13 protein-coding genes are annotated in these 13,718 nt (G+C 61.5%); 5 read left to right on the plus strand and 8 right to left on the minus strand.

What is annotated here, in order from left to right:
* Positions 1 to 12: 12 nt before the first annotated feature.
* Complete coding sequence (locus tag HB780_RS29670; RefSeq protein ID WP_183691619.1) at positions 13 to 741, plus strand: HAD family hydrolase; 729 nt, start codon at positions 13 to 15, stop codon at positions 739 to 741.
* Positions 742 to 837: 96 nt separating this feature from the next.
* The gene (gene lpxK, locus HB780_RS29675) at positions 838 to 1,881 is read left to right on the plus strand and encodes a tetraacyldisaccharide 4'-kinase (RefSeq protein WP_183691622.1); all 1,044 of its coding nucleotides are present in this window, start codon (positions 838 to 840) and stop codon (positions 1,879 to 1,881) included.
* 11 nt (positions 1,882 to 1,892) lie between these two features.
* Here the strand turns inward: lpxK and HB780_RS29680 are convergent, their stop codons facing one another.
* Positions 1,893 to 2,123 carry a DUF2093 domain-containing protein gene (locus tag HB780_RS29680; protein ID WP_183691623.1) on the minus strand — a complete coding sequence of 77 codons (231 nt, stop codon included), beginning with the start codon at positions 2,121 to 2,123 and terminating at the stop codon, positions 1,893 to 1,895.
* An 83-nt stretch (positions 2,124 to 2,206) separates the two neighbouring features.
* Positions 2,207 to 4,027, minus strand: a complete 1,821-nt coding sequence (gene mutL, locus HB780_RS29685) for a DNA mismatch repair endonuclease MutL (protein WP_183691625.1) — start codon at positions 4,025 to 4,027, stop codon at positions 2,207 to 2,209.
* 343 nt (positions 4,028 to 4,370) lie between these two features.
* Here mutL and HB780_RS29690 point away from each other — a divergent pair, with 343 nt between their 5' ends.
* Positions 4,371 to 6,113, plus strand: coding sequence for a response regulator (locus tag HB780_RS29690; RefSeq protein WP_183691627.1), 1,743 nt, complete (start codon positions 4,371 to 4,373; stop codon positions 6,111 to 6,113).
* A gap of 115 nt (positions 6,114 to 6,228) precedes the next feature.
* Positions 6,229 to 7,554 carry a putative bifunctional diguanylate cyclase/phosphodiesterase gene (locus HB780_RS29695; RefSeq protein WP_183697601.1) on the plus strand — a complete coding sequence of 442 codons (1,326 nt, stop codon included), beginning with the start codon at positions 6,229 to 6,231 and terminating at the stop codon, positions 7,552 to 7,554.
* A gap of 40 nt (positions 7,555 to 7,594) precedes the next feature.
* Here HB780_RS29695 and HB780_RS29700 read toward each other — a convergent pair whose 3' ends face one another.
* Positions 7,595 to 8,062: an Lrp/AsnC family transcriptional regulator gene (locus tag HB780_RS29700; RefSeq protein WP_183691629.1), complete on the minus strand. Its 468-nt coding sequence runs from the start codon at positions 8,060 to 8,062 to the stop codon at positions 7,595 to 7,597.
* 133 nt (positions 8,063 to 8,195) lie between these two features.
* Between HB780_RS29700 and HB780_RS29705 the strand changes: the two genes are divergently transcribed.
* Complete coding sequence (locus HB780_RS29705; RefSeq protein ID WP_183691631.1) at positions 8,196 to 9,419, plus strand: argininosuccinate synthase; 1,224 nt, start codon at positions 8,196 to 8,198, stop codon at positions 9,417 to 9,419.
* Positions 9,420 to 9,495: 76 nt separating this feature from the next.
* Here the strand turns inward: HB780_RS29705 and HB780_RS29710 are convergent, their stop codons facing one another.
* From HB780_RS29710 to HB780_RS29730, 5 genes are all read right to left on the minus strand, one after another.
* Positions 9,496 to 10,116 carry a PRC-barrel domain-containing protein gene (locus HB780_RS29710; protein ID WP_183691633.1) on the minus strand — a complete coding sequence of 207 codons (621 nt, stop codon included), beginning with the start codon at positions 10,114 to 10,116 and terminating at the stop codon, positions 9,496 to 9,498.
* Between the two features lie 352 nt (positions 10,117 to 10,468).
* Positions 10,469 to 11,356: an SMP-30/gluconolactonase/LRE family protein gene (locus HB780_RS29715; RefSeq protein ID WP_183691635.1), complete on the minus strand. Its 888-nt coding sequence runs from the start codon at positions 11,354 to 11,356 to the stop codon at positions 10,469 to 10,471.
* 4 nt (positions 11,357 to 11,360) lie between these two features.
* Positions 11,361 to 11,996: a 2-dehydro-3-deoxy-6-phosphogalactonate aldolase gene (locus HB780_RS29720; RefSeq protein ID WP_183691637.1), complete on the minus strand. Its 636-nt coding sequence runs from the start codon at positions 11,994 to 11,996 to the stop codon at positions 11,361 to 11,363.
* Positions 11,996 to 12,928, minus strand: a complete 933-nt coding sequence (locus HB780_RS29725) for a 2-dehydro-3-deoxygalactonokinase (protein ID WP_183691638.1) — start codon at positions 12,926 to 12,928, stop codon at positions 11,996 to 11,998. The genes HB780_RS29720 and HB780_RS29725 overlap by 1 nt, the downstream gene beginning before the upstream one ends.
* Entirely contained in the window at positions 12,928 to 13,698 is a 771-nt protein-coding gene (locus HB780_RS29730) for an SDR family NAD(P)-dependent oxidoreductase (protein ID WP_183691640.1), read from the minus strand. The genes HB780_RS29725 and HB780_RS29730 overlap by 1 nt, the downstream gene beginning before the upstream one ends.
* Positions 13,699 to 13,718: the final 20 nt, after the last annotated feature.

A 13,718-nucleotide genomic window follows, 5' to 3' on the forward strand; every position in this document is an offset into this window, starting at 1 on the left:
GGGGAGCACTCTATGGCAGCGGTGAAGCTGGAGACGATCGCGGGCATTCTTTTTGACAAGGACGGCACGTTGCTCGACTATGACGCAAGCTGGCTGCCGGTCAACCGTGAGCTTGCCCGCATCGCCGCTGAGGGTGACGCAGTGCTTGCCGACCATCTGCTCTTGGCCTGCGGCATGGATCCGGTCACCGGCCATATCGTGCCCGACAGCCTGCTCGCCGCCGGCAATACTCGCCAGATTTCCGAGGGTCTCGTCGCGGCCGGCTCGAAAGTGGACGTTGCGGAGCTGACGGAAAAGCTGGATGCACTTTTTTCCCATGCCGCCGATTTTTCCGCGCCGGTCACCGATCTCGCCGCTTTCTTCCGCCGCCTGCACGAACGGGGCTACAAGCTCGGCGTTGCCTCCAGTGACAATGAACGTTCGATCCGCCAGACGGCCCGCCGCTTCGGCTTCCTGGATTATGTCGATTATATCGCCGGCTACGACAGCGGTTTCGGCACCAAACCGGAGCCGGGCATGGTGCTCGGCTTCTCGAAGGCGACGGGCCTCTCCCCCGAACAGATTGCCGTCGTCGGCGACAACAACCATGATCTGCACATGGGGCACAATGCCGGGGTGGGCCTGAAGGTCGGCGTGTTGACGGGCACCGGCTCGCGCGAATCGCTTGCCGCTGCTTCCGATTATTGCCTGAACGACATTACCGAGCTGGAAAGCCTGTTGCCGGTCGCCCAGCCGGTGTGAGTACGGCACAGGCTTGCTTTTTCATCTGATCTGCCCTTTCTTGCCGCCTTGCTGAGATCGTATGGGGCAACAGCCTACGCGAGACGGGATTAGAGCATGGTATCGGAAGCACCGCCGTTTTGGTGGCGGAAGCCGGATTGGCGGGCCTGGGGGCTCTCGCCCTTTTCCTTCCTGTACGGCCGCGTGGCCGGCCATCGCATGGTGCATGGCCGTCGTGCCTCCGTTCCGGTACCGGTCATCTGCGTCGGCAATTTCACGGTCGGTGGCGCCGGCAAGACGCCGACGGCGCTGGCGCTTGCCCGTGCCGCCAAGGCCAAGGGATTGAAACCCGGCTTTCTCAGCCGCGGCTATGGCGGCTCGCTCGACGTGACGACCGTGGTCGATCCCCATGATCATCATGCGACCGCCGTCGGTGACGAACCGCTACTGCTCGCCCGCGAGGCGTTGACGGTCATTTCGCGCCGGCGCGCGGAGGGGGCGGAGCGACTGGTGCACGAAGGTGCCGATCTGATCATCATGGATGACGGCTTTCAAAGCGCGCAACTCGCCATCGATTATGCCTTGGTGGTGATCGACGCCACGCGAGGCATCGGCAACGGGCATTTGGTTCCCGGCGGTCCGGTGCGCGCGCCGCTGCGGACGCAGTTGGGCTACACATCAGGGTTGCTGAAAGTGGGTGATGGTAACGCCGCCGACCGGATCGTGCGCCTGGCGGCAAGAGCCGGAAAGCCGTTCTTCTCCGCCTCGATCAAGGTACTGGGTCAGGAAGATCTGCGCGGGCGCAAGGTGCTCGCCTTCGCCGGCATTGCCGATCCCACTAAATTCTTCCGCACGGTCGAGTCGTTGGGCGCCAGTATCGCGGTGAGCCGTACCTACGGCGACCACGAACATCTCGGCGAAGATAATATCGCCGACATTCTCGACGTGGCCGCTCGGGACGGTCTTCAGATCGTCACCACCTCCAAGGACTATGTCCGCCTGATCGGCCATCATGGCCGCGCCGACGAACTCCTGGCGCGTTGCCGCGTCATCGAAATCGACATGGTCTTCGATGACCCGCACGCGCCGGAGCTGATCATCGACCGGGCGATCGCAGCGGCGCGAGACCGTCGCTTGCGGGAAGGGCAGAAGGCGAAATAAGGGTGCTGAAATCAGCGCTTCTGGTTCGGAAGCACACCGGCGCGTTTATCGGCTTCCAGTGAAGACATGACATCGGCATAGGGTTCCTGCCGGGCGACGCTCCAATAGCGCAGCTCATCAAGCACGATATGCCGGCCGGTCATGGCGCAAACGACATAGGAGCCCGGCATGAGGATTTGGAAATCGCCGTCGAGATAGCGAACCTTCGCCTCGCGGTTTCCGTGTCCTTCAAAAAGATTCATCTGCTGCCGTCCTCAATACTTGTCACCTGTTTGCCATAACGCGCCAGGCCGGACTTTTCCAGTTCTTTTGACAATATCCGCGCTCAGCTGCGTCCGAACAGCCGTTCGATGTCCGAGAGTTTCAGCTCTATGTAGGTGGGCCGGCCGTGATTGCACTGGCCCGAGCCCGGCGTCGCCTCCATCTGACGTAGCAGTGCGTTCATCTCTTCCGGCCTCAGCCGCCGGCCGGAGCGCACCGAGCCATGGCAGGCCATGGTGGCGGCAACATATTCGAGTTTGGCGGCAAGGCCGGAGGCCGTGTCCCACTCGGCGATCTCGTCGGCCAACTGCCGGATCAACCCTTGCGCATCCACTTCGCCGAGCATGGCCGGCGTCTCGCGCACGGCGATTGCGCCGGGGCCGAAGCGTTCGACGGCAAGGCCGAGCTCGCCCAGTTCGTCGGCAAACACCATCAGCCGGTCGCAATCCTCTTCCGGCAGGTCGACGATCTCGGGGATCAACAGCACCTGCGAAGACAGGCGCTTGGAATGCAGTGCCTTGCGCATTTCCTCGAACACCAGCCGCTCATGCGCCGCGTGTTGGTCGACAATGACGAGGCCGTCATCGGTCTGCGCGACGATGTAATTCTCGTGCAACTGGGCGCGGGCAGCACCCAAGGGGAAGCGTGCCGGCTCCTCGGTATGCGCCGGCTCGACGGATGGTGTGCTCTCGGTGCGGGCGGTAGGCATGGTCAGGCCATCAAAGGCGGCTTGCGGCCGTTCCCTGAAGCCATAGCCGTTGGCTGCCGCCGGCTGATAGGGCCGTGATGGCGAAGCCTCGGGCGTCCAAGGCGCACTTGGAGCGGATGGCCGCCATCCCGGCTGGAAACCGGGGCTGAAGGCGCGCAGCATGCCGTCTGCGCCTGTCGTCGCAGCGCGGTCGCCTTCGCGCGCCAGGGCTTCGCGGATGGCGCCGACGATCAGGCCGCGCACCAGACCGGGATCGCGAAAACGGACATCGGATTTCGCCGGATGCACGTTGACGTCGAGGAGGGCCGGGTCGAGCGTGATGGACAGAACGGCGATGGGATAACGCCCGGACGGTATGGTCTCGGCATAGGCGCCACGGATCGCCGACAGGATCAGCTTGTCCTGCACCGGCCGGCCGTTGACGAAGGCATATTGGTGCGCCGAGTTGCCGCGATTGAAGGTCGGCACGCCGGCAAAGCCGGTGAGGCTCACATCCTCGCGCGCAGCGTCGAGCTCGATCGCATTGTCCTTGAAGTCCTTGCCGAGCACCTGCGCCATGCGGGCGAGACGGTCGTCGCCCGTCGCGGGAAACTCCAGCGTCGAGCGGTCGCTGCCGGACAGCACGAAGCGCACCTGCGGAAAGGCGATCGCCATGCGCTTGACCACTTCGGTGATCGCTGCCGCTTCAGCCTTCTCGGTCTTCAGGAATTTCAGCCGCGCCGGTGTCGCGAAGAACAGGTCACGCACCTCGACGATCGTGCCCGGATTGGCCGCTGCCGGGCGCAGATACAGCACCTTGCCGCCCGCCACCGCGATCTCGGCGCCGCCGGGGCTGCCGACCCTGCGGCTGGCGATTGACAGTCTCGCCACCGAGCCGATGGAGGGCAGGGCCTCGCCACGGAAACCGAGCGTGCGGATGTCTTCCAGCGTATCGGAAATTTTCGATGTGCAATGCCGCTTGATGGCAAGCTCGAGATCCGCCTGCTCCATGCCGGAGCCGTTGTCGCTGACCCGCAGCAGCGCCTTGCCGCCACCGGCCGTCGCGATTTCGATGCGTGTCGCGCCGGCATCCAGCGCATTTTCGATCAGCTCCTTGGCAGCGCTCGCCGGCCGCTCGATGACTTCGCCGGCGGCGATCTGGTTGATCAGGGTTTCCGAGAGTTGTTTGATGGCCATCTTTGTATTTTCGTGGATTCGGGACGAACTGGAAAGAGAAATCGCTGTTCGCCTCTTATCATCCACCCGATTCAGGTTGGGGGCTTTGTTCACAAATTTAATCAATGATTAAGGGAAAGATGACAGGTTGCCCTTGGAAAACTTGAAATGATTGCAGGTGGCGCGCTTTTTGCTCGCATACGGCTCTTGGCGGCAGGTTGGTGGCCGTCATTTCTTCATGAGCCGGCTTCCGCCTGTTTCAAGCACCCATGCCAGCATGATGTCTCCACAAATTGATCTCGAGAGCTATCGCGGCTCTTAAGCTTTGGCGTGCTGTAATCGGATAGATGTAGGAAGCGGACGAATGACTGCCGAGATTGGCAAGGCAGCCTTTGCAGTGATGACTGAAGATGCGCCGTCGGACGGCAATCTGCAGGCGGCGCTGTTCGATGCCGTCTGCGATGGGCTTTCCAGCGCCGTCCTCGTCTATGACAAGAACGATCTGCTGCTGTTTGCCAGCCGCCAGGTCCTGAATTTCTTCCCGATCCCGCCGCAGTTCCTGCAACCGTCCACACGGCTGCGGGATTATCTAGGCGCGGTTTTCGATACCGGCGTGCGGCATCCGAATGGCCATGCGAGATCGGCGGTAACGCGCGACGACTGGATCTCGCAGCGTATTGCCTCCCATTGGCGCGAGCGGTTCGAGACGACGGAGCGCGTTGGCGCGGATCGTTGGGTCCGCTTCGTCAAGCGCCGGCTGCCATCGGGGTTCGGCGTCTGCATTCTTTCCGATATTTCCGAGGTGAAGAAGCGCGAGGAGCAGTGGCGCATCGATATGGAACGCGTGCAGCTCACCGAGGATATCCTCGACAACCTGCCGTTTCCGCTGTTCGTCAAGGACTGCAACATGGTCTATGTTGCGGTCAACAAGGCGTTCAGCGACAAATACCAGACCACGCCGGAGGAGGTGCTGGGCCGCAAGGGCGCCGATCTCTTCTCTACCGATATTGCCAACCGCTTCGAGGAAAGCGACCGGCATGTCATCGAGACCGGCGAAATGTCGATCACGCACCAGCGGCAGATCTCACGCGACGGCGTCGAGCGCGACGTGGTCACGCGAAAGCAGCGCATCGGCAAGCCTGGCCGTTATTTCCTCATTGCCACCATGCAGGACCTGCCGAAGGACGGAGCCGATTTCGACGAATTCGCGCTTGCCAGGGAGATCAAGGAGAACAGCGACCGTTCCTACCGGCGTGCCTACGTGCCGATGGCGGCGCTTCAGACTATATCGCGCCGCCCTTCGGCCATGGAGACCTTCGTTCCCGAGAATTTCTCCGGCCGCAAGATTCTCGTGGTGACCAGCGATCTCGCCGCCGAAACGGCTGCGTTGAAGATGCTCGCCAAATACGGCTTCGACACCTGCTCGGTCCACAATGAAAACGAAGAGGCGGCGTTCCTGGATGTCGCGAGCTCCCTCGGGGTCAAGATCGATCTGGTGATCGTCGACAACCTGCTCGGTAATCGCGGCATGGAACTGGCGGAGCGGCAGAGCGTGCCGGCGCTGTCGTTGGACGGCTCGCAGCTTGCCTCCGAGCTTACCTTCCTGATTGCGCGGCACTTCAACCGCAACATCCGCCGCAAACCCGGCGGGAGCGCCGAGAGCGGGGCGGAGCACTGGCAGATTGCGGCGGGCGGCGAAGAACACGGCCTGCAGATCCTGGTTGCTGAGGACAATGACATCAACCAGATCGTCTTCTCGCAGATCCTCGAGGGGCTTGGATACCGCTACATGATCGCCCCGACCGGTGACGAGGCGGTGCGTCTATGGAGCGAGCATCGTCCTGAGCTGATCCTGATGGATATTTCCTTGCCGGGCCTCAACGGCTTTGAGGCCGCGCGGCTGATCCGCGGCAGCGAAAAGGATGGCGGATCGCATACACCGATCATTGGCGTACTGACCCAGGCTTTCGAGCGTGACCGCAAAGAATGCGCCGATGCCGGCATGGACGATGTCATCCTGAAGCCCGTCAGCCCGGATATCCTCGAGACCGTGTTCCAGAAGTACATGCGTGGCAGCCGCAAAGCTCAGGCCAGGCAAGTCTCATAATTGCCAGCCCCGATGAACAGATATTGCCCGTATGGAATGACCGAAGTCCTGCCATCCTTTGTTAAGACTTCGTTGTCATGCTCTTTCGCGGGTGGAGAAAATGTCGGGACTGAACATGAAATCGGCTGAAATACCGCTCGCGCCAGTCAGTCAGAACGAGCTGCAGGCGATGGCATATACCGATCCCCTGACGGGTCTGGGTAACCGTCACCGCATGCGCGATCGTGCGCGGCTGCTTTCGGTCGAGCGCGCCAGCGATCCCGCGCCCTTCACCATCGGCATCGTCAACCTCGATTCCTTCAAGCCCATCAATGATCTCTTCGGCGTCGACGCCGGTGATGAGATCCTGTGTCAGGTCGCCCACCGCCTCAAGGCCTGCATTCCCGATGGCGCCACCGTGACGCGCCACGAAGGCGACGAATTCGCCTTCGTGCTGCCGCTGGTCTTCGAGCGTGTCGGTGCGGAGAAGTTCGGGCAGATGATCCGGGAAGTGCTGTCGGCGCCCTATGATCTCGGCGATCGCAACGTTCGCCTGTCCGCCTCTTTCGGCTTTGCCATCTATCCCTTCGCCGGCGAGGAATTCGACGATCTGCTGAAAAACACCGAGACCGCGCTCTATCGCTCCAAGCGTCGCGGCCGTGGCCAGATCACCGTTTATTCCAAGGAAATCGCCCAGGAGATGAAGCGCGCGACGCAGCTCGAACAGGCGCTGCGCAATGCCATTATTTCCGATGCCATCGACGTGCATTTCCAGCCGATCGTCTCGCTCGCCAGCGGTGCGGTTCTCGGTTTCGAGGCCCTGGCGCGCTGGAACGACGCCGATCTCGGCTTCGTGTCGCCGGCCGTCTTCGTGCCGCTGGCCGAGGAGCGCGGCTTTATCGATGCCCTCTCCGAGACCTTGCTGCGCAAGGCTGCCGAGGCGGCACTTTCCTGGCCGCGCGAGCTGTTCCTCTCCTTCAACCTGTCCTCGGCACAATTGATGGACCCCGGCACGAGCAGCAGCATCCTCGCCATTCTCGGCCGCGTTGGGCTCGATCCGCATCGCCTTGAGCTGGAGATCACCGAAACCGCCGTCATGAGCTCAGCCGAAACGGCAAATCGCATCATCGCGGACCTTCGGGGTGCTGGTGTGCGCATCTCGCTGGATGATTTCGGCACCGGCCAATCCAGCCTAGGCCGCCTGCGCGAGTTCATTTTCGACAAGGTCAAGATCGACCGTGCCTTCGTTTCGCGCATCAATTCGGATCGCGCCTCCGAACACATCGTTAAGGCGGTCCTCGCCATGTGCGAGGGGCTCGACCTCGAAGTGGTGGCCGAAGGCATCGAGGACCACGCCGAGGCGGCAAAACTCAAATCGCTCGGCTGCGCCATGGGGCAAGGCTACTATTACGGCAAGCCCGTCGATAGCACCGCCACTCTGCGCTATCTCCACGGAAATTGATCACGACCCGGGTGGCATGCGCCTCGGCGCGTCATCAAGCCTACGGCAATGGCAATTCATGGCTCTGCTTGATTGTTTCCATCGGAACGTCGGTCTTGACGCTCTGGACGCTGGGTATGCGTGTCAGATGGTCGGCCTGGAAACGCCAATAGCTGTGGAGATCGGCGGTAACGATCCGCATGATGGCGTCGCACTCACCGGTCGTTAGGTAGCATTCGACGACCTCGGGGAATTTCCTGACTGTCTCTGCGAACTGATGGGTAATCTCGGCGTCCTGCGTTTTGAACCAAACGCGCGCGAACACGGTAAGTCCCACGCCGACTTTTGCAGCGTTGAGCACGGCAACATAGCGATCGATGACGCCCGATTCTTCCAGCAGGCGTACCCTGCGCAGACAGGGCGAGGGCGAAAGCCCCACCTCTTTGGCCAGCTCGACATTCGGAATCCGCCCATTGCGCTGGAGCGCGCGAAGTATGCGCCGATCGATAGCGTCTAGCGCCACTGGCATCATCTGCTCCCATGTCTGATTAATGCGCTATAATGTGCCAATATTATGCAATTTTGCGACTGTCTTCGCAAGCCAATTGCGTTAGCTTTGACCTATCGTTCCAAGGAGATAACGCTAGGAACAAAAATCACTCATGGTCAAAGATATCAAGAAGATCGTGCTCTCCTATTCGGGCGGTCTGGACACCTCGATCATCCTCAAATGGCTTCAGGAGATTTACAAATGCGAGGTGGTGACCTTCACCGCCGATCTGGGGCAGGGTGAGGAACTTGAGCCGGCGCGCGCCAAGGCTGAGATGCTCGGGATCAAGGACATCCGCATCGTGGATGTACGTGAAGAATTTGTGCGTGACTTCGTGTTCCCGATGTTCCGCGCCAATACGGTGTATGAAGGCCAGTATCTGCTCGGCTCCTCCATCGCCCGCCCGCTCATCGCAAAGCATCTTGTCAGGATCGCCCAGGAAGTGGGTGCCGATGCCATTTCTCATGGCGCCACCGGCAAGGGCAACGATCAGGTCCGGTTCGAATTGACAGTCAACGCGCTTGACCCATCCATCAAGGTCATCGCACCGTGGCGCGAGTGGGACATTCAGTCCCGCACCCAGCTCATTGAGTATGCCGAACGGAACCAAATCCCGGTCCCCAAGGACAAGCGCGGCGAGGCACCGTTCTCGATTGACGCGAATTTGTTGCACACCTCGTCCGAGGGCAAGGTCCTGGAAGACCCGGCCGATATCGCGCCGGACTATGTCTATCAGCGTACGGTCGATCCCGTGGACGCGCCAAACGTACCCGAGATCATCACTATCGGCTTTGAGAAGGGTGACGCGGTCTCTCTCAACGGCGACAGATTGTCACCGGCGACGCTGCTGACCAAGCTCAACGAGCTGGGTGGCAAACATGGCGTAGGGCGGGTCGATCTGGTCGAGAACCGGTTCGTCGGCATGAAATCGCGCGGGGTTTATGAGACGCCGGGCGGGACGATCCTGCTCGCGGCGCATCGCGGGATCGAGTCGATCACGCTCGACAGTGGTGCGGCTCACCTGAAGGACGAGATCATGCCGCGCTATGCCGAGCTGATCTATAACGGCTTCTGGTATGCGCCGGAGCGGGAGATGCTGCAGGCGCTGATCGACCGGAGCCAGACCTATGTTGATGGTGAGGTGACGGTAAAGCTCCACAAGGGATCGGCCAGCGTCGTCGCGCGCAGTTCACCCAATTCGCTCTATTCGATGGACCTGGTGACGTTCGAGGAAGGCTCGGGCAGCTACGATCATCACGATGCCGAGGGTTTCATCAAGCTCAACGGGCTGCGACTGAAGACCTTGGCGGCACGCAATAAGAGGTTGGGACATTAAAGGCCTGACCTGTCGTGCAACGCTAAACGGCGGCCTATGAGGGCCGCCGTTTTTTATTGTTGTGCGAGAACCTTCGTTACTTATCGGTCGTCGACGAGGTCGTCGTGCTGTCAGTTCCGGGTGCCGTCGGAGTGGTCTGTGCGGCCTTATCAGAGGCCTGCACGGCGAGCGTCTTGAACTCGGGCGCCGCCTTCAGCGTCTCGGCTGTTTCGGTGGTCGTCAGCTTGACGGTGCCGTCCTCGGCATTCTGCGTCGCCGTGATCTTGTCGAAGGAAACGGCGACGTTCTTCTGGCCCATGCCAAGGAAACCGCCGACGCCGACGACTGCGGCGACCACGCCGCCCTGCTTCAGTAGGACCAGATCGTTGATGCTGCCGATGCTTTCATTCTGACCATTATAGACCGACTGGCCCATATAGGTCTTGGCGCTTATCTGATCTGCCGACTGCTCGGTCAGATATCCACCGGTCTGCGCCATGGTTGTCGTTGGCGCCGAAGCTGGTGCCTGGGCATCGTTCTGCGGCGTCTTAATTGCCGGCTTGGTGGTGTCAGGCGTTGCCGGAGTGGTCTGTGTCACCGGCGCGTTGCTATTGTTGGTTGATGGCTGCTGAGCCTGGGCAAAAGCCATCGGAGAAAGAACCGATGCTGTGGCAAAGATTGCGGCTGCAGCGACAGAAGTGAACAGTTTACCGGTCATTGTGAACCTACCTTTCATGGTGGTGGGTACATTCCCCGGCTCGGGCGGCGCCACGTTCTTGGCTGACCATCATCGTGCCGGTTCATTAGGGGAACTGGTCGAGGATAGGTTTGGTTCCGGAAAAAGTTGCAGAAAACGGCGCCGCGTCGCCCAGACGTGGAAAAAATATAATGGGAAATCAATTATTTATGAAAAGATAGATGCAACCAAAAGCAGTCGATCAGAGTGGCCGGTTGCGGCGGGAGCGCCGCGGCTCCTGGCGCAGGGCGGCTCGATCCGAGCGCCCTGGCCTGTGCTTTCCTGCTTGCCGTCCTCGCGGTGATCGCCTCCGCTGGAGAGACGGCAAACGCAATCAGATCTTGTAGGCTGGATCGAAAACGCCCTTGACCGTCGGGCCGAGTTCGAGAAGTGCTCCTGCCTGCGGCTGTGTCGAGCGAGCGTCCTCGTCGAGGCCCTCCCAGGCTGTCGTCACCGCCAGGCGATCGGCATCCTTGCCGACAAAGGCCGGGCAGGAGGGCTGTGCGGCCGGCACGCGATAGCGCTCGATGCGCAGGCCGTCCGGGCTATAACGATCGACGAAGCCGGAACCCCAGCGGGCGTTCCAGATATAGCCGTCGGCATCGCAGACCGAACCATCGATGCCGCCCGGATCCTCCATGCTGTCGACCAGAACGATGGGCTCGCCCGTGGGAAGCCCAGTCAGAGGGTCGACCATCACCCGCATCAGCTGGCTGACGCGCGTATCGGTGAAGTAGCCCATGGTGCCGTCGGGAGAAAAGCAGATCGAGTTCGGAATGCTGATCTGATCGAAGATCTTCGTCACCTTGCCGCCGGCGACGTGATAGATGGCGCCCGCCTGCATTTCGGCGCGCTTGCCCATGGTGCCGATCCACAGCGAACCGGAGATATGCGTGCGCCCGTCATTGGAACGGTTCTCCGGCTTGTCCGCCTCGATGGCGGCATAAAAAGTCAGTTCGCCGGTCGTGGTATCGCGGAGAAACAGGCCCTCTTCGGTGGCGAGCAACTGCCGTCCGGCGTCGATACGGGCAAGCACGCTTGCCATCATCGGCAGGTCGTGGACCTGCTTCCTGCCGCTTGCAAGATGCAGCTCGTGCAATTCCTTGCCGAGAATGTTGAACCACCAGACCGTATCGGTATCTGGATCATAGGTCGGCCCTTCGCCCAGCACCGAAGCGGTGTCGGAAAGAATGGTGCCCTGGAAGTCGTGAATCGCGGTCATATGCTCAAGCTCCTATGGCGGCGTCATAGGCGTAAATGGTCACCTTGGCGCGTTCGGCAACCTCTGCCGTCGTCATTCCCGGCTTGTAGAGGCTGGTGCCGAGACCGAATGCGAGGATGCCGGCCTTGGTGTAATCGGCGAAATTCTTGTCCGAAACGCCGCCAACAGCGGCGATGACGAGCTCCGGCGGTAGCACGGCGCGGATGGCAGTGATGCCGGAGGCGCCCAACACGCCGGCCGGGAAAAATTTAAGGCCGGTCGCGCCAGCACGGGCGGCGGTCAGCGCTTCCGTCGCGGTGAAGACGCCGGGCATCGTCACCATGCCCTTGTCGCGACCACGGCTAATGACCGCCGGTTCGACGTTTGGCGTCACCAGCAGTTTGCCGCCCGCGGCATCCAGCCGATCGACATCTTCGACGGTCAGTACCGTGCCGGCGCCGATCAGGCAATCGGCGGGCGCCAGCTTGGCGGCGATCTCGATCGAACGGAAAGGCTCCGGCGAGTTCAGCGGAATCTCGATTGCTGTCAGGCCGGCCTCGATCAGCGCGCCGACGATATCGGCTGTTTCCTCCGGCTTGATGCCGCGAAGAATGGCAATGAGCGGGCGCTTCATGGAAGGGAAGGGGACGCGGGTCGTCATCAGCTTGCTCTTTCGTTATTCGGCCAGATTGCCTTGGCGGCGGCGGAAAGCCCGCTGCGGACGGCGGCATCGGCATCAACAGTCGTATAGGTGAGGGATAGGGTGCGGAAGGCATCTTCATAGAGCGCCTGCAGGCGTCCGGAGGCGACCAAGGTAATCGTCGCTCCTTGGCCGGCCGATGACAGCGCACCGGCAATTTCGGCGCCGATCAGTGTACCGGAAATCAGCGCCTGTGCACCGGCCGCTGTCAGTCCATGCAGAAGCTGGCCGGCGCGGGCGGTAAAGAGCAGGTTGGTGGCCAGCGCCGGCTTCTCGAAGGCGGCCTTGATCGCGGTTTCAAAGGTGGCATTGTCGGCCGGCAGGTCGGCGGCGCCAGCAACAGCGTGGGAGAGGATGCTGTGCTTGGTGATGACGTCGAAAAGCTCGCCGGTCATGAAGGTGGAAAAGCCAGTGACCTGGCCGTCGATCACACGCACCCATTTCGAATGCGTGCCCGGCATGCAGACGATCTGCTCGCCTTTCGCGTCGGCCGGGATTGCGCCGAGCAATTGCGTCTCCTCGCCGCGCATGACGTCCGGCACATCCTTGGCGCGCTGCGCAAGGCCCGGCAGAATGCGGACATCGCGCGCCTGACCGGGGACGGAGACGGCGCCGGTCAGGATAGCGGCAAGCGATGTCGGTGTGTCGATATAGCCGGCTTCCACCCAGCCCTGACGCGCGCCGGCCATGCCGCAGACGATGACGGGAAGGTCGTTGGGCGCGGAAAGGGCGGTCAGATGCGATTGCAGCACTTGGGCAAAGCCGGTCTGCGCCGCCGATGTCATGCCTTCGCCGCTACGGCGCTCGCCGAGAATGCTGTCGTCCTCGCCGATTACCCACAGCCGGAAACTGCTGGTGCCCCAGTCTACCGCTACATATGCGGGTCTTGTCATTAGAAAATGCCTCCGTCGACAATGATGGACTGCGCGGTGATGCTACCCGAGCAGTTGGATGCGAGAAAGAGAGTGGGGCCGACCAGATCGGCGGCCTTCAGAACATGCTTGAGGCATTGGCGCTCGATCGTCTTGGCGATGCCTTCCTCGGTGAGCCAGAGTTCCATCTGCCGTTCGGTGACGACCATGCCCGGGAGAACGGCATTGACGCGGATGTTTTCCGGTCCGAGACGGCCGGCGAGGCTCTTGGTCAGGCCGATGACGCCGGCCTTGGCGGTCGCATAGGAAGAAAGCTGCGGCTGGTTCATTTTGATGACGATCGACGAGAAATTGATGATCGACCCGCCGCCGGCCGCCCGCATGCCGGGCGCTGCTGCCTGCGAGACGAAGAACACCTGCTTGAGGTTGATCGCCTGGCTGTTGTCCCAGTATTCCTCGGTCGTCGTATCAAAGTCGTGGCGGTCGTCCCAGGCGGCATTGTTGACGAGGACGCCGATGGCGCCGAGATCGGATTCGACGGCGGCAACCGTACTCTTGATATTGCCGATATCGCGCAGGTCGGCATGATAGAAGGCGACAGGATGCGCCGATTGCGCCGACAGCCGGGCGGCAAGCGTCTTGCTCGGCTCCTCGGCGATGTCGATGAAGGCAACCTTGGCACCCTGTTGCGCGAAGCCCTCGACAAGGGCCGCACCGATGCCGGAGCCGCCGCCGGTGATCAGGACTGTGCGATCCTTAAGATCAGGAAATTGCGCCTGTACCTCGGTCAAATTCCTATCCCTCCCTGGAT

The sequence above is a fragment of the Rhizobium lusitanum genome (assembly GCF_014189535.1).
Taxonomy (GTDB): domain Bacteria; phylum Pseudomonadota; class Alphaproteobacteria; order Rhizobiales; family Rhizobiaceae; genus Rhizobium; species Rhizobium lusitanum_C.

Bases quoted from the DNA above. Each gene is read 5' to 3' on its own strand.
- HB780_RS29700 (WP_183691629.1), bottom strand. From the start codon at position 8,062: ATGCCAGTGGCGCTAGACGCTATCGATCGGCGCATACTTCGCGCGCTC.
- HB780_RS29690 (WP_183691627.1), top strand. From the start codon at position 4,371: ATGACTGCCGAGATTGGCAAGGCAGCCTTTGCAGTGATGACTGAAGAT.
- HB780_RS29715 (WP_183691635.1), bottom strand. From the start codon at position 11,356: ATGACCGCGATTCACGACTTCCAGGGCACCATTCTTTCCGACACCGCT.
- HB780_RS29670 (WP_183691619.1), top strand. From the start codon at position 13: ATGGCAGCGGTGAAGCTGGAGACGATCGCGGGCATTCTTTTTGACAAG.
- lpxK (WP_183691622.1), top strand. From the start codon at position 838: ATGGTATCGGAAGCACCGCCGTTTTGGTGGCGGAAGCCGGATTGGCGG.
- HB780_RS29680 (WP_183691623.1), bottom strand. From the start codon at position 2,123: ATGAATCTTTTTGAAGGACACGGAAACCGCGAGGCGAAGGTTCGCTAT.
- HB780_RS29720 (WP_183691637.1), bottom strand. From the start codon at position 11,996: ATGACGACCCGCGTCCCCTTCCCTTCCATGAAGCGCCCGCTCATTGCC.
- HB780_RS29705 (WP_183691631.1), top strand. From the start codon at position 8,196: ATGGTCAAAGATATCAAGAAGATCGTGCTCTCCTATTCGGGCGGTCTG.
- HB780_RS29695 (WP_183697601.1), top strand. From the start codon at position 6,229: ATGAAATCGGCTGAAATACCGCTCGCGCCAGTCAGTCAGAACGAGCTG.
- HB780_RS29710 (WP_183691633.1), bottom strand. From the start codon at position 10,116: ATGACCGGTAAACTGTTCACTTCTGTCGCTGCAGCCGCAATCTTTGCC.
- HB780_RS29725 (WP_183691638.1), bottom strand. From the start codon at position 12,928: ATGACAAGACCCGCATATGTAGCGGTAGACTGGGGCACCAGCAGTTTC.
- mutL (WP_183691625.1), bottom strand. From the start codon at position 4,027: ATGGCCATCAAACAACTCTCGGAAACCCTGATCAACCAGATCGCCGCC.